26 protein-coding genes are annotated in these 23,770 nt (G+C 70.5%); 13 read left to right on the top strand and 13 right to left on the bottom strand.

Features of this window, described 5'->3' with window-relative positions; genetic code table 11:
• Positions 1-139 precede the first annotated feature (139 nt).
• The 3 genes from ASF78_RS08290 to ASF78_RS08300 form a co-directional block, all read right to left on the bottom strand.
• Positions 140-1,402 carry a hypothetical protein gene (locus tag ASF78_RS08290; RefSeq protein WP_056586689.1) on the bottom strand — a complete coding sequence of 421 codons (1,263 nt, stop codon included), beginning with the start codon at positions 1,400-1,402 and terminating at the stop codon, positions 140-142.
• Positions 1,399-1,935 carry an RNA polymerase sigma factor gene (locus ASF78_RS08295; RefSeq protein WP_056586692.1) on the bottom strand — a complete coding sequence of 179 codons (537 nt, stop codon included), beginning with the start codon at positions 1,933-1,935 and terminating at the stop codon, positions 1,399-1,401. The genes ASF78_RS08290 and ASF78_RS08295 overlap by 4 nt, the downstream gene beginning before the upstream one ends.
• Positions 1,936-2,502: 567 nt before the next feature.
• Positions 2,503-3,387, bottom strand: a complete 885-nt coding sequence (locus tag ASF78_RS08300; RefSeq protein ID WP_056586695.1) for a helix-turn-helix transcriptional regulator — start codon at positions 3,385-3,387, stop codon at positions 2,503-2,505.
• A gap of 146 nt (positions 3,388-3,533) precedes the next feature.
• Here ASF78_RS08300 and ASF78_RS08305 point away from each other — a divergent pair, with 146 nt between their 5' ends.
• The gene (locus tag ASF78_RS08305) at positions 3,534-4,391 is read left to right on the top strand and encodes an SDR family oxidoreductase (protein ID WP_056586697.1); all 858 of its coding nucleotides are present in this window, start codon (positions 3,534-3,536) and stop codon (positions 4,389-4,391) included.
• A 145-nt stretch (positions 4,392-4,536) separates the two neighbouring features.
• Entirely contained in the window at positions 4,537-5,202 is a 666-nt protein-coding gene (locus ASF78_RS08310) for an HAD-IA family hydrolase (RefSeq protein ID WP_056586701.1), read from the top strand.
• Between the two features lie 103 nt (positions 5,203-5,305).
• On the opposite strand, the gene ASF78_RS08315 is transcribed toward ASF78_RS08310, so the two are convergent.
• Complete coding sequence (locus tag ASF78_RS08315; protein ID WP_056588370.1) at positions 5,306-5,509, bottom strand: hypothetical protein; 204 nt, start codon at positions 5,507-5,509, stop codon at positions 5,306-5,308.
• Between the two features lie 213 nt (positions 5,510-5,722).
• Between ASF78_RS08315 and ASF78_RS08320 the strand changes: the two genes are divergently transcribed.
• Positions 5,723-6,421: an alpha/beta fold hydrolase gene (locus tag ASF78_RS08320; RefSeq protein WP_156374077.1), complete on the top strand. Its 699-nt coding sequence runs from the start codon at positions 5,723-5,725 to the stop codon at positions 6,419-6,421.
• 145 nt (positions 6,422-6,566) lie between these two features.
• On the opposite strand, the gene ASF78_RS08325 is transcribed toward ASF78_RS08320, so the two are convergent.
• Both ASF78_RS08325 and ASF78_RS08330 read right to left on the bottom strand, forming a co-directional pair.
• Positions 6,567-7,193, bottom strand: coding sequence for a hypothetical protein (locus tag ASF78_RS08325; RefSeq protein ID WP_056586706.1), 627 nt, complete (start codon positions 7,191-7,193; stop codon positions 6,567-6,569).
• A complete protein-coding gene (locus tag ASF78_RS08330) occupies positions 7,190-7,780 on the bottom strand; it encodes a SigE family RNA polymerase sigma factor (RefSeq protein WP_082494868.1) in 591 nt (196 codons plus the stop codon). The genes ASF78_RS08325 and ASF78_RS08330 overlap by 4 nt, the downstream gene beginning before the upstream one ends.
• Positions 7,781-8,235: 455 nt before the next feature.
• Here ASF78_RS08330 and ASF78_RS08335 point away from each other — a divergent pair, with 455 nt between their 5' ends.
• Entirely contained in the window at positions 8,236-9,564 is a 1,329-nt protein-coding gene (locus tag ASF78_RS08335) for a hypothetical protein (RefSeq protein ID WP_156374078.1), read from the top strand.
• Positions 9,565-9,572: 8 nt separating this feature from the next.
• Here ASF78_RS08335 and ASF78_RS08340 read toward each other — a convergent pair whose 3' ends face one another.
• Positions 9,573-11,288 carry a cellulose binding domain-containing protein gene (locus ASF78_RS08340; RefSeq protein ID WP_056586712.1) on the bottom strand — a complete coding sequence of 572 codons (1,716 nt, stop codon included), beginning with the start codon at positions 11,286-11,288 and terminating at the stop codon, positions 9,573-9,575.
• Between the two features lie 323 nt (positions 11,289-11,611).
• Here ASF78_RS08340 and lepB point away from each other — a divergent pair, with 323 nt between their 5' ends.
• The 5 genes from lepB to ASF78_RS08365 all read left to right on the top strand — a co-directional run bounded on the left by lepB (position 11,612) and on the right by ASF78_RS08365 (position 15,761).
• Positions 11,612-12,442, top strand: coding sequence for a signal peptidase I (gene lepB / locus ASF78_RS08345; RefSeq protein ID WP_235518447.1), 831 nt, complete (start codon positions 11,612-11,614; stop codon positions 12,440-12,442).
• Between the two features lie 175 nt (positions 12,443-12,617).
• The gene (locus tag ASF78_RS08350) at positions 12,618-13,370 is read left to right on the top strand and encodes a class I SAM-dependent methyltransferase (protein WP_056588375.1); all 753 of its coding nucleotides are present in this window, start codon (positions 12,618-12,620) and stop codon (positions 13,368-13,370) included.
• Positions 13,371-13,490: 120 nt separating this feature from the next.
• Complete coding sequence (locus ASF78_RS08355) at positions 13,491-14,330, top strand: helix-turn-helix domain-containing protein (protein ID WP_200940528.1); 840 nt, start codon at positions 13,491-13,493, stop codon at positions 14,328-14,330.
• A gap of 62 nt (positions 14,331-14,392) precedes the next feature.
• On the top strand, positions 14,393-14,974 hold the full coding sequence (locus ASF78_RS08360) for a dihydrofolate reductase family protein (RefSeq protein WP_056586716.1): 582 nt from the start codon (positions 14,393-14,395) through the stop codon (positions 14,972-14,974).
• Positions 14,975-15,275: 301 nt separating this feature from the next.
• Positions 15,276-15,761: a pyridoxamine 5'-phosphate oxidase family protein gene (locus ASF78_RS08365; RefSeq protein ID WP_056586719.1), complete on the top strand. Its 486-nt coding sequence runs from the start codon at positions 15,276-15,278 to the stop codon at positions 15,759-15,761.
• A 45-nt stretch (positions 15,762-15,806) separates the two neighbouring features.
• On the opposite strand, the gene ASF78_RS08370 is transcribed toward ASF78_RS08365, so the two are convergent.
• A complete protein-coding gene (locus ASF78_RS08370; protein WP_056586722.1) occupies positions 15,807-16,847 on the bottom strand; it encodes a serine hydrolase in 1,041 nt (346 codons plus the stop codon).
• Between the two features lie 155 nt (positions 16,848-17,002).
• Here ASF78_RS08370 and ASF78_RS08375 point away from each other — a divergent pair, with 155 nt between their 5' ends.
• Together ASF78_RS08375 and ASF78_RS08380 are read left to right on the top strand one after the other, a co-directional pair.
• Positions 17,003-17,665, top strand: coding sequence for a HEAT repeat domain-containing protein (locus tag ASF78_RS08375; RefSeq protein ID WP_200940529.1), 663 nt, complete (start codon positions 17,003-17,005; stop codon positions 17,663-17,665).
• Positions 17,666-17,668: 3 nt separating this feature from the next.
• Positions 17,669-18,682: a HEAT repeat domain-containing protein gene (locus ASF78_RS08380; RefSeq protein ID WP_056586728.1), complete on the top strand. Its 1,014-nt coding sequence runs from the start codon at positions 17,669-17,671 to the stop codon at positions 18,680-18,682.
• Positions 18,683-18,712: 30 nt separating this feature from the next.
• Here ASF78_RS08380 and ASF78_RS08385 read toward each other — a convergent pair whose 3' ends face one another.
• From ASF78_RS08385 to ASF78_RS08395, 3 genes are all read right to left on the bottom strand, one after another.
• Entirely contained in the window at positions 18,713-19,255 is a 543-nt protein-coding gene (locus tag ASF78_RS08385; RefSeq protein ID WP_082494870.1) for a GNAT family N-acetyltransferase, read from the bottom strand.
• A 10-nt stretch (positions 19,256-19,265) separates the two neighbouring features.
• A complete protein-coding gene (locus ASF78_RS08390) occupies positions 19,266-19,646 on the bottom strand; it encodes an MmcQ/YjbR family DNA-binding protein (RefSeq protein WP_056586734.1) in 381 nt (126 codons plus the stop codon).
• A 163-nt stretch (positions 19,647-19,809) separates the two neighbouring features.
• Positions 19,810-20,568 (bottom strand): methyltransferase domain-containing protein, encoded by a 759-nt coding sequence (locus ASF78_RS08395; protein ID WP_056586737.1) that lies wholly within the window; start codon positions 20,566-20,568, stop codon positions 19,810-19,812.
• Between the two features lie 115 nt (positions 20,569-20,683).
• Between ASF78_RS08395 and ASF78_RS08400 the strand changes: the two genes are divergently transcribed.
• Entirely contained in the window at positions 20,684-21,187 is a 504-nt protein-coding gene (locus ASF78_RS08400) for a GNAT family N-acetyltransferase (RefSeq protein ID WP_056588380.1), read from the top strand.
• Positions 21,188-21,205: 18 nt separating this feature from the next.
• On the opposite strand, the gene ASF78_RS08405 is transcribed toward ASF78_RS08400, so the two are convergent.
• Entirely contained in the window at positions 21,206-22,216 is a 1,011-nt protein-coding gene (locus tag ASF78_RS08405) for a S66 peptidase family protein (protein ID WP_056588382.1), read from the bottom strand.
• A gap of 122 nt (positions 22,217-22,338) precedes the next feature.
• Here ASF78_RS08405 and ASF78_RS08410 point away from each other — a divergent pair, with 122 nt between their 5' ends.
• A complete protein-coding gene (locus ASF78_RS08410) occupies positions 22,339-23,001 on the top strand; it encodes a Type 1 glutamine amidotransferase-like domain-containing protein (protein ID WP_056586740.1) in 663 nt (220 codons plus the stop codon).
• A gap of 28 nt (positions 23,002-23,029) precedes the next feature.
• Here the strand turns inward: ASF78_RS08410 and ASF78_RS08415 are convergent, their stop codons facing one another.
• Positions 23,030-23,620 (bottom strand): hypothetical protein, encoded by a 591-nt coding sequence (locus ASF78_RS08415; protein WP_156374079.1) that lies wholly within the window; start codon positions 23,618-23,620, stop codon positions 23,030-23,032.
• Positions 23,621-23,770 lie beyond the last annotated feature (150 nt).

A 23,770-nucleotide genomic window follows, 5' to 3' on the forward strand; every position in this document is an offset into this window, starting at 1 on the left:
CTCCTTCCATGGTGGCTCTCGGCCCGGGACCTCGACCCGCAGCGCAGCGTCGCGACGAGTCCTCGCCGTACCTCCCCGCGTCGGGCAGAGGATGCACAGGACGCGGAAACGGTAGGTCGGACTGTAGCGACCTGCCGCGTCAGTCCGGCGTGACTCGGTAGGACAGCGTCATCTGCCCGTCGGCCGACCCGGGCACGACATAGACGGACCACCCCGGCACGATCACCGTGGCGCCGAGCGGATCAAGGGCCTCCTCCTCCGCGCCGTCGACGTCGGTCAGCAGCGCTGCCGCCGCGTTCAACCGGTCGAGCCCTTCGACGCTGATCTGGACCTCCCACCCAGTCGCCGCGTCACCGGATACCGACAGGAGCCGACCCGGCGGCATGGGAATTACTTCGGTGGGAAAGTCGCCGGGCAGGCCGGACACGGCGACCTGCGGCGGGACGACGATCGTCCAGGGGCCGGTCAGGCCGGTGAGCGGTTCGCCGTCGCGCACGACGAGAGCGCCGTACGTGCCGGTCGGCAGCAACTCACCGCCGACCCCGTCGACCGTGCAGGTGACCAGGTCCAGAATGACCGTCTCGCGCAGCAGCCCGCTCGGTGTCCGGTCCCACGCGGCGTCTGCGTCCGACTGACCCTCTCGCGGCAGGGTCGCCGTGGCGACCACCCGGTCGTCGTGGGTGACAAGCACGCGCACCCGTGCCAGGGCTGTCGGTGGGGCAGTCTCCTCGTCTGACGCGAGCGCATGCTCGACCGACGTCCGGAGGCTTTCTACCGCCCCGGCGAGGTCGTCGAGCACGCTCTGCTTGACCGCCTCACCGGCGTCGCGCTCTGCGAGCCGGTCGGCGTACGACTGCTCGACCATCGCGAGTGTGTCCTGCGTGGACGAGAGCTCGGTCGACGGCGGACCTGCACCGTCCTCCGGCAGGGAGCTCACGACGTCCAGGTACACCGTGCTCGACGCGAACGCGCCGAGCGGACGCGGCTGCGGCACCGTCTTTCCCCCCGACTGCGCTGACGGGTCGGACCATGCTGACGCGCGCATGCCGAGCGTCGGGTCAGGGGTGCCCAGGAGCGATGAGATGTCCGATCCGCACTCACCGGGCGCCGCCGAGGGATCGGAGGGCAGGATGACCGGAGAGTCAGGGGTGGCGGCGTCACCTGGTGACGTCGAGGGGTCGGCGGGCAGGACGATGCGGGCGTCCCGGGTGCCGGTGACGTACATCGCGCCGAAGGCGACGGCACCCGCGGTGCCCACCCCCACGGCTCCCACGGCACCGACGTGCACCGCACGACGCCGACGGGCGCGCGACCGCACCCGCGGGACGTCGACCGGCGGCGGACCGTCGGGACGGTGACCGTCCACCAGGTCGTGCAGGGCGGCGCTCAGGTCGATGGTCATCGTGCCTCCTTGATGTCGACCGTGTCGGGACGCTCCGAGCTGGACACCACCGGACCCAGGACGTCCTCGAGCCGCCCGACGGCGTCGGACAGGTAGCGCTTGACGGTGCCCTCGGCGAGGCCGAGCCGCTGCGCGATCTCGGGGACGGTGAGGTCGTCGTAGAAGCGCAGGACGACGCACGCACGCAGCCGGGGCCGCAACGAGGCGAGCGCCGACTCGACGCTGACCCGGTCGGCAGCAGCCGCCTCGGGCGACTCAACGTGCTCGGGCCGTGCGATCAGGTGCCGCACGCCGGTCCAGCGCTCACGGCGCCGGTGCCCGTCGAGGAAGACGTTCAGCATCGCGCGCCGCACGTACGTCTCGGCGGCGACGAGGTTCCGCAGCGGTCGGACCTGGCCGAAGCAGCGCACCAGCGCCTCCTGCAGCAGGTCCTCCGCCTCCGCACGGCTGCCCGTCAGGAGCGCCGCGTACCGGGCGAGCGCGTGCCCGCGCACCTGCACCAGGTCGTCGAGCACCTGTTCCCACGCCGCCATCGGCCCTCCACTCCTGAGTGTCATGGTCCAGGACGACGAGGTACGGCGAATCGTTGGTCACCCGTTCGGACGGCTCGGCAGGCCCGCCCCCACGTCTTGACCGGAGATGTGCGGTCGAACTTGGACGGATCTCGTACACGAGCGGCCCACCGCGTTGTGCCGGCGTGACGGCGAGACCGGACCTGGCTGTGCGGCCCCAGCGGGCAAAGTACGACGCTCGCTCGACTTCGAGCTCACCGACGACCTGATGGACCGCATCGCCACCCTGGAGACCGGGAAGAGCGGGGCCTTCGACCACCGCGAACCCGAGATGGTCAGCTGGCTCAACAGCCGCCGCGACCGCTGAATCCCTGACCTACGCCGAGCGCCGCCGTACTCGCTGACCCGTCCGTTCGTACTTTGACCGCAGGCCCGGTTGGCCCGGCGTCTGGACAAAGTGCTGCGCGTGAGGTCGTTCAATCTTTGTCGTGCATCTCGACACGTGTCGACGTGCAGCGCAGTTGTGTCGACGCCCGTTGTCGAGATGCAAGAGAGTTTGAGAATCAGGCCCTTTACGTACGAGCCGGGCTACGGATGACTGGCACTCGGCGCGGTCGCGTTGGTTGCAGCCCAGCTGGCCAGCATGCGGAGGGCGTCCTCGTCGGGTGAGCCGGCGGGGCTGGTGAAGGTGATGAGGGTCAGGCCGGGATCGGCCGGAAGGTCGAGGACCTCGAAGTCGAGGTGGAGCTCGCCGACGACGGGGTGGCGGAAATGTTTGCGCCCGGTGCGGTGCAGGCGGACGTCGTGGGCCGCCCAGCGGGTGCGGAACGGTGGGCTCTGTGTGCTGAGCTCACCGACGAGGTCGGTCAGGGCGCGGTCGTAGGGGTCGCGGCCGGCTTCGGTGCGCAGCTGGGCTACGGAGTCGTCGGCGGCGCGGTCCCAGTCGATCCAGAAGTCGCGGGCGCGGTCGTCCAGGAACGTGAACCGGGCGTGGTTGGTGGGGCTGCCCGCCGGGTGGGGCGTGGCGTACACCGGTGAGAACAGAGCGCGCCCGAGAGTGTTCGATCCGACCAGGTCGAGGCGGCCGTTGTTCACGATGACCGGCACGGTGTCGCCAATGAGGTCGAGCAGGCGCTGCACACCAGGGCGGATCTGACCGGGCGCCGGCTTGCGGCGTGACCGGGTCGCCGGACCGGCGGCGCGGGCAAGGTCGGCCAGGTGGGTGCGTTCGGCCTCGTCGAGCTGCAGGGCGCGGGCAAGAGATTCCAGGACGCTGTCGGAGACGCCGGCCAGGTTGCCGCGCTCGAGCTGGGCGTAGTACTCGACGCTGACCCCGGCCAGGTCGGCGACCTCGCCGCGCTTGAGGCCGGGCACCCGCCGGTTGCTGGCGAACGCCGTCAGCCCGGCGTCCTCCGGGGTGAGCCGGGCTCGGCGGGTGCGCAGGAAGTCCTTGACCTCGTCTCGGTTGTCCACCTCGCCACCGTAGATCGCGTCTGCCGGCCCTGGGGTGGGCTGTTGGTACACCTTCCAGCGGCAACTTCTTCCCCTCTCTCATCGCGGGTTGCATGGCTCGTGCCGCTGCAGGCGGCGCACCCGAGACGAGAGCGAGAGGCACGAGCATGAGCGAGCAGAACACCACCCAGCAGGTCTGGCTGGTCACCGGAGCCGGCCGCGGGATGGGCGTGCACCTCGCCCAGGCAGCCCTGGCCGCAGGGCACGCGGTGGTGGCGACCGGACGGGACCCGCAGCGCGTCCAGGACGCGATCGGCGCCCACGAGAACCTGCTGCCCGTCGCGCTGGACGTTACCGACCCGGCCGCAGCCGAGACCGCGGTCGCCGCGGCGGTCGAGCGGTTCGGTCGCATCGACGTGCTGGTCAACAACGCCGGGAACTTCTACGCCGGCTTCTTCGAGGAGATCAGTCCGCAGCAGTTCCGGGCACAGATGGAGACCAACTTCTTCGGCCCGCTGAACGTGACCCGGGCTGTCCTGCCGGTCATGCGCCGCCAGCGCAGCGGCCACGTCATCACCATCACCTCGGCCGCCGGGATCATCGGCCAGGAGTTCTGCTCCGCCTACGCGGCCTCGAAGTTCGCGCTCGAGGGCTGGATGGAGTCCCTGCAGTTCGACGTCGCCCCGTACGGGGTCGACACGACCATCGTCGAGCCCGGGTTCTTCCGCACCGAGCTGCTGGTCGAGGGTGCCTCCTCGATCTGGCCCGAGCTGTCCATCGAGGACTACGCCGAGCGCACCACCTCGACCATCGCGGCATGGAAGGCCATGAACGGCCAGCAGGGCGGCGACCCCGCCAAGCTCGGCGCCGCCCTGGTGACCATCGCCGCCATGGACACCCCGCCGCTGCGGTTCGTCGCCGGCGCCGACGTCGTGACCGGCGTCGAGCAGAAGGCGAACCTGCTCCTGGAGCAGGTCGATGCCCACCGCGAGCTGTCCTCAGCCATGGCCATCGACGAGAACTGAGCCACCCCATGCGCAAGTTTCGACAGCGCTCGCCACCCTCGAACGATGGCGGTCTCAACCGGTCGACGCACCGCCTTTCGACTGGCACGGTAGGACACCGTGACCTCGCCCGGGGTCAGGCTCCGGCCCACCTAGGTTGTTGCCCATGCGCTTTGAGGTCGACGCGATCCTGTTCGACATCGATGGGACGTTGGTGGACTCGACCGGGGCGGTCGTGCGGAGCTGGGAGGCGTGGTCGGCGGCGCGGGGGATCGACCCTGCGGAGGTTCTCCGGGTCTGTCACGGGCGCCGTTCGGAGGACACGGTCGCGGAGTTTCTTCCGAGCGACCAACGCGCCGCGGCGGTTGCCGAGCTTGAGCGCTTGGAGCTGGCCGACCTCGGTGATGTGACGGCACTCCCTGCAACGCGCGACCTGTTGTCGGCCCTGCCAGACGGCCGGTGGGCCGCGGTGACTTCCGGGTCACGGGCGCTCATGCGTGCGCGACTGGCGGCTGCGGGGCTTCCGGTGCCCGACGTGTTGGTAGCCGCCGAAGATGTGCGGCTCGGCAAGCCCGACCCGCAGGGGTACCTGCAGGCGGCCCGGGCGCTCGGCTTCGACATTCGCCGGTGCCTCGTCGTCGAAGATGCGCCAGCCGGCCTGGAGGCCGGTCGCGCCGCCGGGGCCCATGTGCTCGCGGTGGCGACATCCCATTCGGCTCAGGACCTCGGCGCTGCAGACGCGGTCATACCTGACCTTGGGGCGTGCAGCGTGGAGGCTACCGCCAGTGGCCTCATGATCAGCACGGCAGTCGGGCCTCGCGCGGACCCCTGACTTTGACCGCCGGTCGGACAACCAAGAGGCCACGAACGCGCGGAGCGCGTCGTGACCTCTTGGTGCATTCCGGCGTGATGACGGGAGCGGATGGTACGAGCCCCTACCGCCGGCGGGAACTCCCCCCACGTCCCCGCCAGCCGCCGTTCACCGGCGACGAGCCGCCGACTCCTCCGAGGTGCAGCGCGAGGAAGAAGAGACCGGCAAACATCAGCGTCTGCGGGGTGAAAGCGTCCCCGAGGTTCGCCTCGACGAGGTCGAGGAGCAGGGCGAGGGCGAAAATTGCGGCAGAGACGAGCGCAAGCATGGGCACTCCAAGGGAGGGGGTCCGGAGGGTCTGATGCTTCCGGTGAATCGAAAGCACCCGGATCATGGCCCACGGCCACGACGCTCGCCAGTTGGAGAAGGGCTCTACTGAGCAGACTGCACACATTGACCGGTAGCCGGTCTGAGCTCAGCCCCGGTCACTCTGTCCAGCTCGACAGCAAGGTCCAGTCGCCTGCCTCGTACACTCGCCACGGTGAGCACCCCCCACCTGGTCGTCCATGAACGCCAAGGTCACGGGCCGGCGGTACTGGCGCTCCACGGCATGGCCAGTACTGCGGACGACTGGGCAGATCTGGAGTCCCAGGTGGTCGGGCGCCGGTTCGTGGCGCCCAACCTGCCCGGTCGAGGACCGTCGCGCGACGTGGTCGCCCCGCCGGGTCTGCTCGGGCTTGCCGGGGCCGTGGTCGACGCGATGGCAGAGCGCGACCTCGGCGAGACGGTGGTCGTCGGTCACTCCATGGGCGCCTACCTCGCCCCCCTGGTGGCGCGTTCCCTGGCCGACCGGGGGATCCCGGTGAGGTCCGTGCTGCTGCTCGACGGCGGACCGGCTCCCGCGCGCTCCATCATGACCAGGCCGGCGGTGGTCGCGGCCCTGTTCGGGCTTGCGGCCCTGAGCCATCGGGCGACTCTGTCCATGCGTGCGACGCGTGACGCGGTGGACTGCCTGTCTCGGCCAGCCCATCTGGGGCTCCTCGCGGACCTGGACGTACCCGTGCACCTGATCGTCGCAACGCACGGCGCGAACCGCGACAAGCCGCCATTGCTCAGCGACGAGGCGATCGAGGCAGGGCAGTCCCTGCTGCCCCGACTGACGTGGAAGCGCCTCGAGGGGACTCATGACAGCCTCCTCACCGATCCACTCGTCGCCGAGACGGTCCGCCGGCTCAGCTGACCGCCACTCAGTCGAGGCCGAGCAGTCCGAACAGCCCCCGCAGGTCGGTGACGGAGGTCTGGGGCCTCATCTCACCGGCCTTGCTCGCTGCCGACCGGTGGTGCGGCGCGGGCTCGTGCCCCTGCGCCGCACCACCGCTCAGTGGTCAGCCGACCGTGTGGTCCGCCTCGTCGGTGACGTCGAGTCCCTCGGCGAACCGTGCGGCGACATCGCCCGTCCAGTGGAGCTCGGGCGGGAGCTGGACCGAGAGGTAGTCCCCGTCGCCCTCGGGGACGAACACCCCGAGGGTCCCGCCGGGCTCGCCGTCCGCCCCGAGCAGCTCGTACACGAGCACCTCCTGACCGCCGACCGCGAAGGTCTGCGCCTCGAGGTCGTCGCCCGGCAGTGACCCCGAGCTGACGAGGCTTGCGACGATCCGACCCTCGAAGCTGTTCGGGTCCGAGCCGTCGTCGTCGACGTCCCCGAGCATCATGTTGCTCCGGTCGGAGGACAGCACGTGCCAGCCCTCGGGGACTTCGGCGATCGTGAATCCCGCGGGCTGCTCGGCCCTGTAGGTCACGAGCTCGGCCGCGGCGGCCGACGGGATGGTCGAGGTCAGCGGCGCACCGACCGCGACCGCGGCCGCGAGGACGGCCGCCACGCCGGTGCCGACCAGGCGCGTACGGCGACGGCGGGCGCGCTGCCCGCGGCTCACGTCGTCGTCGAGCACCGCGGCGGGCGTCGCGTCGACGGTGGCGGTCGCGCGGGACATCAGGGTGGTCAGGTCGGTCATGACAATCTCCCAGCGGTGAGGGTGGCGTGGGTCGGGGGGATCAGCGCGGTGTCGCGCTGCGGGTGGCCGGGGTGGTCCGGGCGTAGACCCCGGTCGTCGCGCAGGGCCGGTCCGAGCCGGTGCTTGAGCTTCTCGAGCGCTCGCGCCGTCTGGCTCTTGACCGTCCCCTGGGTGCACCGCAGCGCCTGCGCGGTGTCGGCGACGCTCAGGTCGTGGAAATATCGCAGCACCACCGTCGCCCGCATCCGGTCCGGCAGCTCGCCGAGCGCCGCGAACAGCAGCCGGGAGTCGTCGTCGACGGCCCCGGTGCCGACGGCCCGGTCGGGCAGCTGTGACCGGAGGTCCTCGCGTTTGCGCCGACTCGTGCGCATCTCGTCGGTGAACGCGTTGACCAGAACGCGGCGGGCGTATGCGTCGCGGTCCCGCACGTCGCGCAGGCGCGGCCACGCGAGGTACAGCTTGGTCATCGCGGTCTGGACCACGTCCTCCGCCGTGTGCGGGTCGCCGGCCGTCAGCAGCGTTGCGGTGCGGACCAGCGCCTGGCGTCGCTGCGCGGCCCACGCCCGGAAGTCCTCGTCAGATCTCATGGGGTGCTTTCCGATCTCTCATACCCCTCAGACGCGTCCGGCACGGTGAACGGTTGCACGCCCACCGCACGGGTGGCCGTGGAGACGCGGGCCGCGAGACGACCGCGCGTCCGACGCGCTGGGCGGACTGGGCGGACTGAGTGGAGATCGGTCGAGAGCGGCTCCGGTCAAGCCCCGACGCTCGGCCGCAGTCAATCTGTTGTGCATCTCGACGACCTGCGGCCCAGTCTTCGCAAGAGTTGTCGAGATTGCCGAGATGCTGCCTACGTCGAAGATCCGTGCACGAGCATGAGATACGACGTCCGAACAAGCAGCGGTCGCGCGGAGTACCCGGCAGCCTTCTCAGCGCGACGGCCCCGCAGTAGGGTCCGTGTGTTGGAGCAGCACGGATCACCCGTTGCTCCGCTGTTCGACGGGGCCCGCAATCCGGGTTGGAGCATCATTGCGAGGACGCCATGTCCGAACTTCTCCGCAAGTCCACTCCGACGCACGTCCTGCGCGCGATCCGGGAGGCGGATGACGCGGTCGAGGCGTCGCCCGGATCGTCAGGTCCCGGCCTGGCAATGGCGGGATTGGCACTCGGCTCCCCGCGCCTGCCTGTGGTCCCGAGGCGGTCGGCGGGTCAAACGCTGTCCGCGCTTCGCAGGCGGGCAGCGGAATCGTCATGGACGATTCGCCGGACCATCGACGATGCCGATTATCCGGCCGGAATTGACGTCATGACTGCCGCGAGGAAGTTGCGGGTTCAGTTCCCCCGGCACGCTGCCGCGCTGACGCTCAAGGTGGTGAGCGAATATCTGACGTCGCCGCAGAAGATGAGTCTGGCCGACATCGAGGCCGACCTCGAGAAGCGCGCATCCAGTCCGGTGACCCCCACAGCGTCGAAGTCTCGAACCATGCCCAAGCCCGTCGAGCAGATCATCTCGAGTGCGCCGTCGGCGGCGTCGGGGTCCTCTGCGGCATCCTCCGAGCCGGCCCTGGCGACCAAGCCGATCGTTCGGGTGGCCAACGGCTTGTATTCCGAGGTCGCAGTGTGGGTCGATGCGCTCTACCAGGCGCACTCCCCGAGTCAGGAGGATTTTGTCGAGGCGCTCACGTCGCAGCAGTACGACGAGCGCGATCTCAATGACCCGGTGTTCGTCTACGCCCTGCAGCAGGCTGTGCGCGAGCACGCCGTCGGTGCGATGTTCCTGAAGAAGACCGAGATCAAGGACGTCCCTGCACAGGACGATCGCATGAAGGAATTTCCGGCCTACAAGGCCAAGTGGACGCTGCGGCACTACACCCCGAGCGGTAAGGCGAAGTTGCATGGCGACGAGAGCGATACTGAGCCGGGATTCGCATCAGTCCGCTCCACCGTCTCCCTGGCCGTCGATCCGCCGGACAAGCTTGCGAAGAAGAAGAGCGGCCACACCGGCGACAAGGACTGGAACAAGTACGGCAATGTCGGCAATACCTTCTTCGTTCTGTGCATCGACGGAGTGCTCGCCTCGGATCAGCAGTACCTGAAGAACTGCAAGTGGTTCGCGGAGTTCGATTTCGCGTCGATCCCGAACCTTTGGCTGTCCAGCGACTGGCTGGATGAGGACGCGATCAAGGGCGACGCGTTGCGCGGGAGCGGCGAGCAGGTCAAACGCCGACTGGTCGCGAGCCTCGCGAAGAAGAACATGCACGTCAGCATGTTCATCAGGGAGCTGGGTACTGCGTACAGCAACCTCGAGGTCAAGGTGCCGGGAGGGCGTCCAGTCGGGGCATGGCAAGGGCCGGTGAAGTACCCCTTCTGAACGGCGCCTCAGAGAGTGATCACGACGGTGGAGATGCTCCGGGCCGGCACGGACACCTTCACCTGGCTCCCGGTGACGCTCGTCGTCTGGCCGGCGCGGCTGGAGTACCGCGACGTCATGGTCTGCAACGCGGACGTGACGTCCTCGGGCGCCTGGATGACGGCGCCGTTCACGGCGTTGGTCGTGCGGTTGAGGATGACGAGCGTGATCGTGCCGTCCCCCTGGTAGGCCGTGACGTCCAGGGGCGACGCCTTCGAGCTCTCCGTCACGCCGATGCGCTGGTAGCCCGGACGGACGTACTTGGCGTACTGCGAGAACGCCCAACCGCGCTTGAGGACGGCGCCGCCCGTCGTCCCGAACGCCGACTCCCCATCGCCGATGAAGGAGTAGTAGCGCCGTCCGTACCACCAGATGTAGGCGCTCCAGTTGGACTCCATCGTCCGGTTCACCGAGGGCATGATCGTGTCGAGGGTCTCGTTCCACGCGGCGAGGTTGGACGGGTCGCCCCAGATGTTCGACCCGTTGCCGTCGGCCTCGTGGAAGTTCCACTCGGTCATCCACTGGTTCTTGCCGTACTGCGCGGCGAGCGGGTACGCCGAGAGGTTCGGCCCGTTCTCCTGGCCGTAGATGTGGCCGCCGACGTACCCGATGTTGTTGCGGGCGGTCGCGTCGTAGAGCGTGGGGTCGGAGTAGTACCGGTTCGTCCCGAGCGACTCGGCGACGAGGAGCTTCGTGTTCGTGATGGTCGCGCCGTGGTCGCGCACGAAGTTGCGCATCGTGTCGCCCGTCCACGCCATCGAGTCGTAGGCCGGGTGCCAGTCGGGCTCGTTCTGGACCGACGTGACGTCGATCGTGACGCCCTGGTTCCTCATGTACTGGACGTAGCTGTTCAGGTGGTTCGCGTAGTCCCCGTAGCGGGAGGTCAGCAGCGTGCCACCGTTGATCCGGCTGTTGTTCGACTTCCAGGCCGCCGGCGCCGTCCACGGTGAGGCGAGGATCTTCACCTCGGAGCCGTAGGACTTCGCCGTCTTCAGCGCACTGACCTGTGCGTTCCACTCGCTCGACACCGGTGATATCCCGGTGCGCACGATCGAGAGGCCGAGCTGGTGGTCGCCCATGCCGACCAGGGTCTGGGTGTCGGTCGTCGACCAGGCGCCGCCCCAGATGGAGACCGCGGCACCGAAGCCATCGATCGTCTGGTACTTGCGGCCGGTGTTCACGGTGATGTCCGCGGCCGCGGCCGTGGCGGTGGGTGTCGGACTCGGCGTCGAGGTCGCGGTCGGCGTCGGGGTCGGCGTGCTGACCGGGCCGTTGCAGATGGTCCCGTTGAGGGCGAAGGACGTCGGCGCGGGGTTGGCGCCGGCCAGGCTGCCGTTGAAGCCGAACTGCGACGACGCCCCGGTGCCGAGCGAGCCGTTGTACGACGCGTTGCTCGCGGACACCGTCGACCCGCTCTGGGTGAGGTTCGTGTTCCAGGCCTGGGTCACGGTCTGGCCAGCGGAGAAGCTCCACGTGAGCCGCCAGCTGCTGACGGCGTCACCCAGGTTGGTGATCGTGACGTTGGCACCGAAACCGTTGGACCACTGCGATGAGATGACGTAGTCCACGCGGCACGCGGTCGCGGCGGACGCTACGGGTGCGTCGGCGACTGTTCCCGCGGTGATCAGCGTGGCCGCGGCCAGCACCGCCGGCCAGATCCGGCGCCATCGTTGAGGTCTCTGCATGACTTGTCCGATCGTCGTTGTCGGTCGATGTGCGCCTTGAGTCCCCGCTGGCTGCCGGCGGACAGGGACCCGGGCACCGGGTACGGATGGGTCGGTGATGTCCCTGGGTGATGAGGTCACACCAATGTGAGCGCTAACACGGCGGGATCTGCCCAGTCTGGCACGGAGCTTTCGGGACGTGCGGCCAGCACAAACGATTAGGTGCGAAGTGCGGACAGCCGGGCTGCCGCCATCGAGAACGACGAACGCCGCGGAGCGAGAACGGGACATCTCGGCCCGTGGTTCTGTGCACGGCTCGGCCTGCCGGGTGCGAGGGTGTGCGGGTGATCGATGGACCCGCCCGAGACCTCGACGAGGGCTCGTCTCCCGTGTCGTGGCCGGCCCGGGCGGCGTCGGGTCCCTCGGACCACCACCTTCCCGATGTCACCGCGGATGCGGAGACCGGGCCCTCCACCCGCCGGCGCGCCGCGGCCCGGGGCCCGAGAGGCGCCGGCTCCCTGCTGCGCGAGACCGCGATCATCCTGGTCAGCGCCGTCGTGCTCTCACTGCTGGTGAAGACGTTCCTGGTGCAGGCGTTCTTCATCCCCAGCCAGTCGATGCACGACACGCTCGTCGAGGACGATCGGATCCTGGTCAGCAAGCTCACCCCCGGCCCGTTCGACCTGCGTCGCGGTGACATCGTGGTGTTCAGGGACCCCGGTGGCTGGCTGCTGTCCGGGGCGGCCCCCGAGCTGAGCCCCGTCCGCGAGGCGATCAACTCGGCCCTGACGTTCATCGGGCTCTACCCGGCCGACGCGAACGAGCACCTGGTCAAACGCCTCATCGGTCTTCCCGGGGACCGGGTCGCCTGCGCCGGAGCCGGGGAGCCGATCACGATCAACGACGAGCCCATCGACGAGCCCTACCTGGCGGCCGGGGTGCAGCCCAGCGAGATCGCCTTCGACATCACCGTGCCGCCTGACAGCCTGTGGGTGATGGGCGACAACCGCCCCCAGTCGTCAGACTCGAGGCGCAACCAAGGCAATCCAGGTGGCGGTTCCGTGCCGATCGCCAACGTGGTCGGCATGGCGTTCGTGACCGTGTGGCCGATCCAGCGGGCCGGTCTGCTGCACAACCCGACCGGCACGTTCTCGGACGTGCCAGACCAGCCGTGACCGCGCTGGCGGCGAGCCCGCCCGCCCTTCCCCACCCTCGCACCTGAGGCACGACCGACTGCTACTGCGCGACGGCGCGCGGCTGCTTGCAGGGCGCTGCCGTGCAGCTCGACGCGAGATGCACGGGACTTCGACTCGTCGGGACGTCTCGGTCAGGCGTAGGAGGATGCGTTTCATGAGCGAAGGGTTCTACTCGGACGCAAGGTTGTACGACCGGTTGTTCCCGGCCCGCGAGGCGGCGGTCGACTTCTACAGGGCCGAGGCCGACCGGCAAGGCGGGTCAGTCTTGGAGCTCGGGTGTGGCACCGGCAACAAGCTGATCCCGATCGCGTCCGACGGGCATCCGTGCGTGGGCCTGGAGCTCTCGCCGGCCATGCTTGCCGAGGCTCGGCGCAAGGCGGGCGAGCGTGGCGTGGAGCTGGACTGGGTGCTGGGCGACATGCGCGAGTTCGACCTGGGCCGGACGTTCGACCTCGTGATCATCGCCGCCAACTCGTTGCTCCATCTGCATGAGGCGCCGGATCTGGTCGACTGCTTCCGGTCGGTGCGAAGGCACCTGGCGCCGGGTGGGCGGCTCGTCTTCGACGTGTTCAACCCGAGCGTGCAGATGCTCGCCCAGGCCGACGGCGTCCGACGGAGGCGCGACGCGCTGTCGTTCGTGGACCCCGATCGGGGCGTCGTGCACGTCGACGTCGCCGAAACCTACGACGCGGCTGCGCAGGTCACGCGCGGGAGGTGGTACTTCTCGACCGAGTCCGAGGCCGACGTCGTCGTCGCGCCGCTGGAGATCAGGAGCATCTTCCCGCAGGAGCTGCCGCTCCTGCTCTCACTGGGTGGGCTGCGGCTCGTCGAGCGCTTCGGCGACTGGTCCGGTCGACCGTTCACCGGGGATGCCGCGGTCCAGCTCTGCGTCTGCGAGTCGGACTGAAGGAACTCGGTCCTTGCGGATCAGCGCCCCGCTGAAGCAGGCGGCCGGCAGGGATCGGCGCCGGCTCGATGCTTGCGCCCGGGGCGTGGTGCCCGATGGGCCGGCGGCGATGATGTCGGCATGGAGTACGTGTCGAGGGTGCCCGGTCCGCCGCTCGACGGGCTGATCGACGATCTCTACTACCTGGACGGTGCGCCGCCGTACTCCCGACTGATGCTGCCGGCCGCGCCGGCGCCGTTGCTCATCGTCAACCTCGGGGCGCCGTTTCTCATCCGGGCAGGCACGGACCTCGAAGCCGTGGAACACGTCGACGGCTGCGTCGTCACCACTCCCACGCGCGCGTGGGAGTTCAGCTACCCGACTCCGACCCGGTCCGTCGGCGTCCACTTCAAGCCGTGGGGGCCAGCCCCGTTCCTGCCGATGCCCGCGGCCGAGTTGTGCGACCGGCCGGCGACGGTCGCGCAGATGTGGGGCCAGGTGGCGACTGCTGAGCTGCGAGAGCGGCTGATCACGGCGGACGCACCGCACGAGATGCTGACGTTGCTCGAGGACGAGCTGACGAGGCGGCTGCGCGCGATCGACGGCCTGGACCTCGTGCGCGACATGTGCAGCGTCATCGCGGCGACCGGCGGAGCGGTGCCGATCAGCGACCTCGGGATCGCGAGCGGCGCCAGCAGCACCTATGTGGCGAGGCGGTTCAAGGCGATTGTCGGTGTCACGCCGAAGCGGCTGGCTCGCAGCTACCGCTTCACCTTCACCGTGTTGGCGATCGACGTCGCTGCACCGATCGACTGGGCCGACGTTGCCGCCCGCGCGGGTTACTTCGACCAGGCGCACTTCGTCCACGAGTTCCGGGAGTTCACCGGGCTCACACCGACCCGGTACGTCGAGGTCCGGCGGAGATTCCTGCGCGATCATCCGGGCCACGCGCTGGAGGGCTGGCCACTGCCGGCCGAGTGAATTCTTACAAGAGCGACCACTCACGACACGCAAGACTTGGGACTCCACCAGAGGAGGAACCCATGGGGAAAGTGGTCATGAACGCGTCGGTCTCAGTGGATGGCTTCATCGCGGCTGAGAACGACGATCCCGGTCCGCTGTTCGAGTGGCTGGTCAGCGGTGACGTGCCGTTGGACGACGGCGGAGTCCTGAAGGTGTCGCAGGCGTCCTACGACCACATCCGGCCCTACTGGGACCAGGTCGGCGTGACGGTCGCCGGTCGCCACGTCTTCGACATCACGGACGGCTGGGACGGGACGCCTCCGGGCGGGGTCGACCACGTCGTCATCGTGACGCACCGGCCGGCGCCCGAGGGCTGGGACCCTGAGGCGCCGTTCCACTTCGTCGACAGCATCGAAGCGGCTGTGACCAAGGCGCAGGAGCTCGCGGGCGACCGCATCGTCGAGTTCGCGGCCGGCGACGTCGGCGGCCAGGCGCTTGCCGCGGGCCTGGTCGACGAGGTGCGTACGGACGTCGCGCCCGTCGTGCTCGGGTCGGGCAAGCGCTACTTCGGGTCGGTCGACGCGCAGCACCTGCTGGAGGACCCCGACGTGGTTGTCCAGGGGAGCCGGGTGCTCCACCTGTGCTATCGGGTGCGCCGTTGACCGGAGGTCCGACGACACGCGATGGTCCGGCGGGGTCGACTCCCTCAGTTCTTGGCGACGGCTCGTACGCTGCGCGGCGTGATGACCTATCTCGGCGGGGACCGGCGCGACGGCAGGGTGGCCGTGACACCGTCGCTGAGCACGTCCAAGGTCTGTAGTCCGCGCACGCCCCCGGGTGCACGTACTCCCTGACACGGGTCGCGCAGCGCGACCCGCGCGGGCGTCGTGTCGCTGATCCAACGCGCCGCTGCGGACTGCTGCCCCGGTTGCGTGACCGATGCGGCCACGGTTGTCTCGACGCATGGCCCGACTCCTGCTCGACGACGGCACGCCGGCCGCCGCGCACCTGTCTGAGCGGCTCACGACGGCGCCAGTGATCTGGCTGGCGACCGTCGACGGCCACGGTCGACCGCACGCGGTCCCCGTCTGGTTCGTCTGGGCCGACCCCCGCATCGCCATGTTCACGCCCGCAGGCACCGCCAAGGTGCGCCACGTCCGAGCCAACCCGGCAGTCGCTCTGCACCTTGACACCCAGGACGACGGGGGGCGCGTGATCACCCTGTCAGGGGCGGCGACGCTCGACGTCCCGGACGAGGTCGACCAGGCCCGCTCCGCCTTCGCCGCGAAGTACGAGCCGGCACTTGGCGGAGCACCGATCAGCGGGTGGTTCGCGACGTTCGACCAGCCGGTCACCGTCGAGGTCGAGCGGATCGTCTCCTGGACGTCGACGCCGACCGGCCCCGACGTCTACGTGGTTCCGACCCCTGCGAGCGGGACGGCCCGATAGCCGTCGAGCTGTGGCCTACCGACCTGTGACACGGTGCCGGCCGCGTCAGCTCTCGTCGGGGAACTTCCCCCGGACGGTTCCGTCCATCGCGTCCGCGAGGGCATAGATCACGGGCCAGGCACCCTCGGAGCTGTTGCCGAGCACGGTCACCGTGGTGCGGGTCTCCGGGATGTGCGTGGACCGGAACGACGCGCCGGCGTCGTAGCCCTCCAGGATGAGCGACGAGTTGCGTCGGCCGAGCCAGAAGCCCATCCCGTACCGCTTGTGCTCCGACGGCACGTCGAAACGCGGCCGGATCATCTCGGCGAGCGTGCCGGGCGACACGATCCGGTCGTCCAGCAACGCGTTCCAGAACCGGTGCAGGTCGTCGGCGGTAAAGTACATCCCGCCGTCACCGTTCCCGCGGACCGGGAGGTGCAGCAGGTTGGTGCGGTTGCCGTCCTCGTCCAGGTACCCGAGCGCGACGTCCCCGGGGAGGTCGTCGGTGCGGAGGAAGGCCGACCCGACGAGCCCTGCCCGGTCGCAGACCTCGGTCTGGACCAGCTCGTGGTACCCGCGGCCGCTGACGCGCTCCGCGACGAGCGCGAGCACCATGTACCCGCCGTTGCAGTACGAGAAGCGCTCGCCGGGCGGGAACTTCTGCGGGAAGCCGTCGAGGGCGGGCAGGAACGCCTCGGTCTCGGCAAGCAGGTGCAGCGGCACGGAGAAGACGTGTTCGTCGATCTCCCCGTCGCCCTCCTCGTCGATGTAGTCGCCGATGCCGGAGGTGTGGGTGAGCAGGTGCTCGATCGTCACCGCGTCGTCGATGAGCGGAAGGTCGTCGCCGAGGATCGGACGCACCAGGTCACCGAGTCCGAGCGTCCCGGCCTCGACGAGCCGCAGGATCACGAGCGCGGTGAAGCTCTTGTTGCCGCTGGCGCACGAGATGCGGGTGCTCGGGGTGTGGGGGACGCCGAGGGCGCGGTTCGCGAACCCCTCGCAGCGCTCGAGCGTGCGCGTGTCCCCGACGTCGATGGTGATCACGCCGGTGAACGAGTCCGCTGCGACGGCGGCATCGAGCGCCTCGGGGGTGATGGGAACGGTCATGGTGAGACTCCGTCGGGGGTGAGGCCGGGCACGGTGCCCATCCTTCCAGCGGCGCCGCTCCGCACGACAGGGCAATAGGTGGGGACGATCCTGATGCGCCTCCCTTGACCTTGACACCGTGTCAGGGTTTTCGATGAGGTCAGGAGGTGGTCCCGGTGACCCACGCACGGACGAGCTCGCGACTGCGGAGCGCCCTGTCGGCGCAGGCGCCGTCGACCCGGCTGCAGGCAGCGCTCGCCGCGGGGAGTGCCCCGGCGGTCGAGGACGTCGAGGTGCTGGTCGAGCGGTGCGCGATCGAGCCGGACTTCTACGTGCGCGACATGCTGACGTGGGCACTGGTCCGGAACGACACCGCGACCGTGGTCGAGCGGCTCCTGCCCGAGCTCGGTTCCGACGTCGCGCAGGCGCGGGCACAGGCGCTGCACACCCTGTCCAAGATCGGGGACCCGGACACCTGGCCCGCGATCACCCCGGCGCTCCTGCTCGACGACGACGACGAGGTCGCCCGCACGGCGTGGCGGACCGCCGCGGGCCTGGTCCCGGTCGGTGCGGAGGCCGCACTGGCGGAGACGTTGTCGACGCAGCTCGACCGTGGCGGGCGCGAGGTGCAGCTGAGCCTCAGTCGCGCGCTCGTCGCGCTCGGTGAGGGGGCGGCGGCCGTCGTCGAGCGGGCCACGTCCGACCCCGACCCCGGCGTGAGCGCGCACGCGGTCGCGACCGTGCGGCTGATGGAGGACCCCGACGAGGGATTCGACGCGGCGATCTTCGAGGCACGCCGGGTCGTCGCGCTGCGCGCCGCACCTGACGTGACGGGCTGAGCGATGCTGATCGGCGAGGTCTCCGAGCAGTCCGGGATCAGCGCCCGGATGCTGCGCCACTACGACAAGATCGGCCTCGTCTCGCCCACGGGCCGCACGCACGGCGGGTACCGGCAGTACTCGGCGGACGACGTCCGGCGGCTCTTCCACGTGGAGGGGCTCCGCTCGCTGGGCCTCAGCCTGCAGGAGATCGCCACGGTGCTCGGAGACCTCGCGTTCGACCCGGCGCCGATGGTGGAGGAGATCATCGACCGCACGCGCCAGCGGCTCGCCCAAGAGGAGGAGCTGCTGCGCAGGCTGACCCAGGTCCACACCAGCAACCCCGCCGCGTGGTCCGACGTGCTGCACACCATCGGGCTGCTGCGCGGCCTCGAAGCCGGCGACCCGTCGTCGCGGCAGCGCCTCGTCCTGACGCTCACCGGCCGGGGCGGCGACGCCGTCCCCCTCACCGAGGCGGCGCTGAGCGAGTCCGAGCCCAACGTCTCGGGCGCGCTCTACTGGGCGCTCGCGCGCACCGGCGACGCCGCCGTCCCGGACCTCGCGGAGGCACTCGGCTCGTCGGACGCCGAGCGACGACGGCGGGCCGTGATGGCGCTCGAGAAGGTCGGCACCCCGGACGCCCTCAGGGTCCTTGCCGACGCGTTCCAGCATCCCGACCCGTTCGTCGCTGGACGTGGCGCGCTCGCGCGCGGCGCTCGCGGTGACGCGGACGCCGTCCCCGCTCTGGTCGCCCTCGTGGTCGCCGGACGGGACGACATCCACGCAGCCGACACGCTCGGCGTGCTGGCGGAACGGCACGGCTGCGCGAGCGAGATCGTGCGCGTCCTCTCCGGGGAGCTGGCCGGCGCGTCCGCCGCCTCCCGCCGGCGACTGACCGCAGCACTCGCCGAGATCCCCGGGCCCGCGGCCGAGGCGACGCTCACCGCACTCGTCGACGACCCCGACCGCGGCGTCGCCCTCACCGCGACGTCCGTCCTGCGCGCCCGCTCCACCGACGGTCGACGACGCGTGCCGTGACTCGTCGACATCCCGTCGGGGCCCTGGTCGTCACCGACGTGGGACCTGCTCCGCCAACGAGGCACGCATCAGGATCCCGACCCCGCCGGAGAACTCGATGCCGGTCAGGCGCGACGAGCGCATGACCTCCTCGAAGTACCACCGTCGGTGCAGCTCGATCGAGGCCAGGTTCCGTGGGTTCACGACGTAGAAGACCTCGTCTGCGCGGTCCGCGACCCACTGCACGCGCGCCGCGGTCAGAGCGAGCGCGACGCCCTGTCGCCGCCACGAGGGATCGACCGTGACCCCGCCGAGATAGTGACCCGTCGGGGCTGCGTCGACGACCGCCGTGTGGTGGTAGGTCTGGGCCCAGCCGACGATGATCGGGTCACCTGCCTGCGACGGGCACTGCGCGACGAGGACGCAGCGGTCCGGGTTCTCCACTGCGCGGCGGTACGCATCCGGATGAGCCGGCCTGCCTGCCCGTCGCTGGATCTCCTGCACGGCCTCGACATCCCCCGGTGCTGCCGGCCGCAGGGACACCTGCGCTGGTCCGTGCCCCGCGCCGGGCTGGAAAGGGGCGAAGCCAGGCATGTGCACGACGTTATCGGGGTCGATCGGGGCCGCCGAAGGGCTCGGCAGGATGGGCGAGGTCGTAGGTCCGGGCGATCTTCTGCGGGACGACCATGCGCCAGGCGTCGATGACGAGCTCGCGTGCCTCGGCCGGGTCGAGCGCCGCGAGCTCGGCTTCCACCCAGTTGAACCGCAGGTCGGACTCCCGCGGCAGGTGGAACGTGCGTGGGTCGCTCGCCACGAGCGCTGCCCGCTCCTCCCTGGGGAAGGCGAAGCCCATGACCCGCTCGTCGAGGGAGAACGCGACGTAGACGATCTGCTTGACGCGGAACTTCAGCCGGCCGCGCACGTAGACCGGGGTGGACCGCTCCAGCTCGGTGCCCAGCGATCGGACATCCTCGAGGACGGCCATGCCTCATGGTCACACGAGGCCTCGGGAGCCGTGGCGAGAACCGGATCGGGCGTGACACTCCCAGGCGTGCCGCGCTCAGGACCGGCCCACGCGGAAGGCGGCCAGGATGACGTGCTCGAGCTCGGGATCGTCCGGCTCCGGAGCGCCCCACCGTGCGAGCTCCTCAGCCTCTCCGGCGGGCGACGAGCTGCCAGATCCTGGCTGTCCGGACGTAGGGCTCGCGGTCGCAGAGGGCGAGCTCGAGTGTCTCCAGCTGAGCGTAGAAGTCCGGCTCGTGCTTGCGGCCGTCGTCGGTGACGTAGTCGGTGACGCACCGGATGCCGTAGCGCGTGACCGTGGAGAAGCCGACGTCCGCCAGGGCGTCGATGGCCTCGTCGGCACCGACCCGGCGCACCTCCTGGCCGAACGTCTGCGTCCGGATGGTCGGCGCGTCGAGGAGGTCGGTGGCTTCGCCCAGGTCCGCGCGACGGATCGCCGCCGTCAGGAGCTCTGCCGGCGGGTTGGGAGCCATGAGCGAGATCGCGCCTCCGTCGGCGACCACGCCGGCGAGGACACGCACGACCGAGGTCGTGTCGGGCCGGTACTGGATCACGTTGTGGCACAGCACGAGGTCGAACGACCCGAGCCCCAGGGTGGGGATGTCCTCCAGGCCCGAGCGGATCGTGCTCAGGTCGGCACGTGAACGTGCCTGTGCGAGCAGGGCCTCGGACTGGTCGAGGACGGTGACGTCGTGGCCCGCGTCAGCCAGCGGTGCCGCATCGCTGCCGTCGCCGCCCCCGACGTCGAGCACCCGCAGGGGTCCCCCGCCGATCGTCGTGCACGTGCGGGTCAGCGTCTCCGCCGCGACGCGGTAGCGGAGGCGTCCCCACGGGGCTTCCTGCCAGGCCCGCCAGTCATCGAGGTGGTTGTCGACGTCGGTCACACCGCGACCCTACGGCCGCGGCCGGCGGGTCATTTTCGCTTCGGCTCCGCGCCACCCCGCCCTACGCTGCGAGGGCGCGCCCGGGCTGGGCGTGCCCCGCGAGCCGGAGGCGACGGTGCTGATCCGACCCGAACGCCCCGACGACGTCGACGCGATCGATCGGCTGACCGTCGCCGCCTTCGAGCCGCAGTGGTTCAGCGACGGTTCCGAGGCGCCGATCATCCGGGCGCTGCGGGCGTCGGGCGACCTGACGCTCTCGCTCGTGGCGGAGGACGACGGCGACGTCATCGGGCACGTCGCGTTCTCGCCCGTGACGATCGACGGGTCGCACGACGGCTGGTTCGGGCTCGGGCCGATCTCCGTCCGGCTCGACCGGCAGCGGCGGGGTGTCGGTCGGGCACTCGTGGCTGAGGGTCTGCGCCGGTTGCGGGAGAGCGAGGCGCGCGGCTGCGCGCTCATCGGTGATCCGACCATCTACCACCGACTGGGCTTCCGGGGCGACGGCACGCTGTCGCACCTCGGACTGGACCGGGCCTCCGTCCAGCACATCACCTTCTCGGGCCCGTCGCCGCGTGGCGAGCTGCGGTTCGCGCCTGCGTTCGACGCCGCGGGTCACTGAGCGCACCCTCTCCACCGGTCAGCGGAGCAGCTGCCGGATCTCCCGGGTGTCCCCGTCGACGGTCACGGTCGCCAGCGCGCCGTTGACCAGCGGAAGGTGTGGCGGGACGTGCCCGATCTCCACGTCGAAGACGATCGGGAGGTGAAGTCGCCCGAGAGCGTCGAGGACGGCTTCCCGCTGCGTGAGCCTGGGGTGGTCGGGTGCGTTCGTCCGGCCGACGAGCACCGCGCGGGCGTGGTCGAACCACCCCGCGAGGCGCAGGCCGTGGAGGTTGCGACAGATCGTGGCGGCGTCGTCCCCGGCTGCCTCGACGTAGATGACGAGCCCGTCCTGGGCGTGCTCGCGACCGAACGCAGCGACATCGCCGTAGGGCGTCCCGGCGAGGTTGCACAGGGTCTCGACGCACCCGCCGACGAGTCGTCCGGTCACGTGGAGGGACTCGGCGCCGTGCAGGGTCCAGCGCCCCTCACCGACCGACTTCCAGGTCGTGGCGCGTGCGTCGTCCTCGAACCGCCACCAGTCGGCGATCAGACCCGAGTCTCGCTGCACGTGCGGGCCGGTCCCGGCGACGACCTCGAGCCAGCTCACCAGCCCCGGCGGCACCTCGTAGGGGGTGTCGGCGAGGTTGTCCCCGTGCACGGTGGCCCAGCCCAACCGGGTCGTGATCGGGACCAGGACGGTGGACAGGTCGGAGAAGCCCACGAGCCACGTCGGCTCCGCGGCGGCGAGAGCGTCCCAGTCCAGGAGGTCCACCAGGTCGATCGCGGTCTCGCCGCCCCATGGTGGGACGACGCACCGGATCGTGGGGTCGCACAGCATCGCGGTGAGCTCGGCCGCACGGTCGGCTGCCGGCCCGGCGGTCATGCCCGTGCCGTCCATCAGGTCGCCGACGACGACGTCGAACCCGGCGTCGCGCAGCCAGTCGACGCAGAAGGCGATCCGGGCGGCCGCCTGCCCGCCGACCCCGGACGACGGAGACGTGACACCGATCCGGTCGCCGTGCGTGAGCGGTTGCGGGAACCTGAGCATGCGCGCCATCGTGCCAGTCGGTCATGCAGTTGGTTCCGGATCCCAGCGATCACCAGCGCGACGCAGGTCCGCGACACACCGCCTGCAGGGAAACTGCAGACGCACGCGACCTCGGAGGCACCGTGAAGCTCTTGCTGACGTCAGGAGGCGTCACGAACGCCAGCATCCACGCGGCGCTCGTGCAGCTCCTCGGGAAGCCGATCGCCGAGTGCGACGCGCTCGTCGTGCCGACCGCGCAGTGGGGCCATCCCCTGTGCGGACCGACGTCGGTGCGCGGCCTCGTCGCCGCGGAGCCGCGCTTCCGGCACTTCTCCGGCCTGGGCTGGGGGTCGCTCGGTGTCCTGGAGCTCACCGCCCTGCCCACCATCGGCGCGGAGCGGTGGGTGCCCTGGGTGCGGGACGCCGACGTGCTCCTGGTCGACGGTGGCGACGCGACGTACCTGTGTCACTGGATGCGGGAGTCCGGTCTGGCCGACCTGCTGCCGTCACTGCCGGACACGGTCTGGGTCGGGGTGAGCGCCGGGAGCATGGTGATGACGCCGCGGATCGGTGCGTCCTTCGTCGAGTGGCCGTCCGCGCCGGACGACCGCGCCCTGGGCGTCGTCGACTTCTCGATCTTCCCGCACCTGGACGCCTTCCCGTCCAACACCCTGGCGCACGCGCGGCGGTGGGCCGCCGACATCGGCGGGCCGGCGTACGCCATCGACGAGCAGACGGCCGTCATGGTCGTCGACGGCACCGTCGAGGTGGTCTCCGAAGGGCAGTGGGCACGGTTCGAGGGGTAGAGGCCCGGTCGCCGGTCGCGCCCCGGGGTCAGGAGACCGGGGTGCCGCTCGGGCCGATCGGGAGCGGCAGGCCGTCGCGGATCATCTGGCCGGCGGTGGCCTTGGCCTCGACGACGTCCACAGCCCAGAGCGCCGCGAGCGCGGTGCTGTCGTCCTTCGTGTAGCCCGCGTCCCAGAACGCCGCCAGCTGCAGCCTCGCGACGGTGTCGGGATCCGTCAGGTCGAGCGACGAGCCCGGCGCGATCGGCAGCTGCTGCCCGTCGAGCAGCAGCTGTCCCGCCCGCCCCTTCGCCTCGAGGAGCTCGACGTGCCACAGCTCGGAGAGCGCGTCCGCGTCCTCCATGGAGTAGCCCGCACCCCAGAACGCGTCGGACCTCTCCCGCGTGTACTCGTCCGCTCCGGTGAGGGCGTCCGCCGCCGTCGGTTCGTCCGACGCCGGGGTCGCGTCGACCGCGGGCGCCTGGGGTGCGGCGTCACCTGCGGTGACCTCGGTGGCCGGTCGGTCGACGGTCGCGAGCGCGTAGGCGGTCCCGACCGCACCGACGGTCAGGGCCACCGCGACGACGCCGACGGCAGCCGTGCGGCGGGGGGAGCCGGTGGTGCTCGTGTGCGGGTTCATCGGTCCTCCGGGGTGTCGAAGCGTCCCGCGCGTGTCCCGGAACCGGATGTGGAGGACCGCGTGACGGTCCGCCGACGTCAGGTACGGCCGCCGAGCGCTCGCCACCCTAGACCGCGGAGGACCTCGACACGCGGGAAAGCGATCGGCGCG

Origin of the sequence: Cellulomonas sp. Leaf334 (genome assembly GCF_001424195.1) — a bacterium.
GTDB lineage: Bacteria > Actinomycetota > Actinomycetes > Actinomycetales > Cellulomonadaceae > Cellulomonas.

What these genes read in the sequence shown, in the direction of transcription:
- ASF78_RS08360 (WP_056586716.1), top strand. Translation starts at nt 14,393, where the DNA reads ATGGGGAAAGTGGTCATGAACGCGTCGGTCTCAGTGGATGGCTTCATC.
- ASF78_RS08350 (WP_056588375.1), top strand. Translation starts at nt 12,618, where the DNA reads ATGAGCGAAGGGTTCTACTCGGACGCAAGGTTGTACGACCGGTTGTTC.
- ASF78_RS08340 (WP_056586712.1), bottom strand. Translation starts at nt 11,288, where the DNA reads ATGCAGAGACCTCAACGATGGCGCCGGATCTGGCCGGCGGTGCTGGCC.
- ASF78_RS08310 (WP_056586701.1), top strand. Translation starts at nt 4,537, where the DNA reads ATGCGCTTTGAGGTCGACGCGATCCTGTTCGACATCGATGGGACGTTG.
- ASF78_RS08355 (WP_200940528.1), top strand. Translation starts at nt 13,491, where the DNA reads ATGGAGTACGTGTCGAGGGTGCCCGGTCCGCCGCTCGACGGGCTGATC.
- ASF78_RS08385 (WP_082494870.1), bottom strand. Translation starts at nt 19,255, where the DNA reads ATGCCTGGCTTCGCCCCTTTCCAGCCCGGCGCGGGGCACGGACCAGCG.
- ASF78_RS08330 (WP_082494868.1), bottom strand. Translation starts at nt 7,780, where the DNA reads ATGAGATCTGACGAGGACTTCCGGGCGTGGGCCGCGCAGCGACGCCAG.
- ASF78_RS08390 (WP_056586734.1), bottom strand. Translation starts at nt 19,646, where the DNA reads ATGGCCGTCCTCGAGGATGTCCGATCGCTGGGCACCGAGCTGGAGCGG.
- ASF78_RS08380 (WP_056586728.1), top strand. Translation starts at nt 17,669, where the DNA reads ATGCTGATCGGCGAGGTCTCCGAGCAGTCCGGGATCAGCGCCCGGATG.
- ASF78_RS08290 (WP_056586689.1), bottom strand. Translation starts at nt 1,402, where the DNA reads ATGACCATCGACCTGAGCGCCGCCCTGCACGACCTGGTGGACGGTCAC.
- ASF78_RS08415 (WP_156374079.1), bottom strand. Translation starts at nt 23,620, where the DNA reads ATGAACCCGCACACGAGCACCACCGGCTCCCCCCGCCGCACGGCTGCC.
- ASF78_RS08295 (WP_056586692.1), bottom strand. Translation starts at nt 1,935, where the DNA reads ATGGCGGCGTGGGAACAGGTGCTCGACGACCTGGTGCAGGTGCGCGGG.
- ASF78_RS08370 (WP_056586722.1), bottom strand. Translation starts at nt 16,847, where the DNA reads ATGACCGTTCCCATCACCCCCGAGGCGCTCGATGCCGCCGTCGCAGCG.
- ASF78_RS08335 (WP_156374078.1), top strand. Translation starts at nt 8,236, where the DNA reads ATGTCCGAACTTCTCCGCAAGTCCACTCCGACGCACGTCCTGCGCGCG.
- ASF78_RS08305 (WP_056586697.1), top strand. Translation starts at nt 3,534, where the DNA reads ATGAGCGAGCAGAACACCACCCAGCAGGTCTGGCTGGTCACCGGAGCC.
- ASF78_RS08365 (WP_056586719.1), top strand. Translation starts at nt 15,276, where the DNA reads ATGGCCCGACTCCTGCTCGACGACGGCACGCCGGCCGCCGCGCACCTG.
- ASF78_RS08315 (WP_056588370.1), bottom strand. Translation starts at nt 5,509, where the DNA reads ATGCTTGCGCTCGTCTCTGCCGCAATTTTCGCCCTCGCCCTGCTCCTC.
- ASF78_RS08405 (WP_056588382.1), bottom strand. Translation starts at nt 22,216, where the DNA reads ATGCTCAGGTTCCCGCAACCGCTCACGCACGGCGACCGGATCGGTGTC.
- ASF78_RS08325 (WP_056586706.1), bottom strand. Translation starts at nt 7,193, where the DNA reads ATGACCGACCTGACCACCCTGATGTCCCGCGCGACCGCCACCGTCGAC.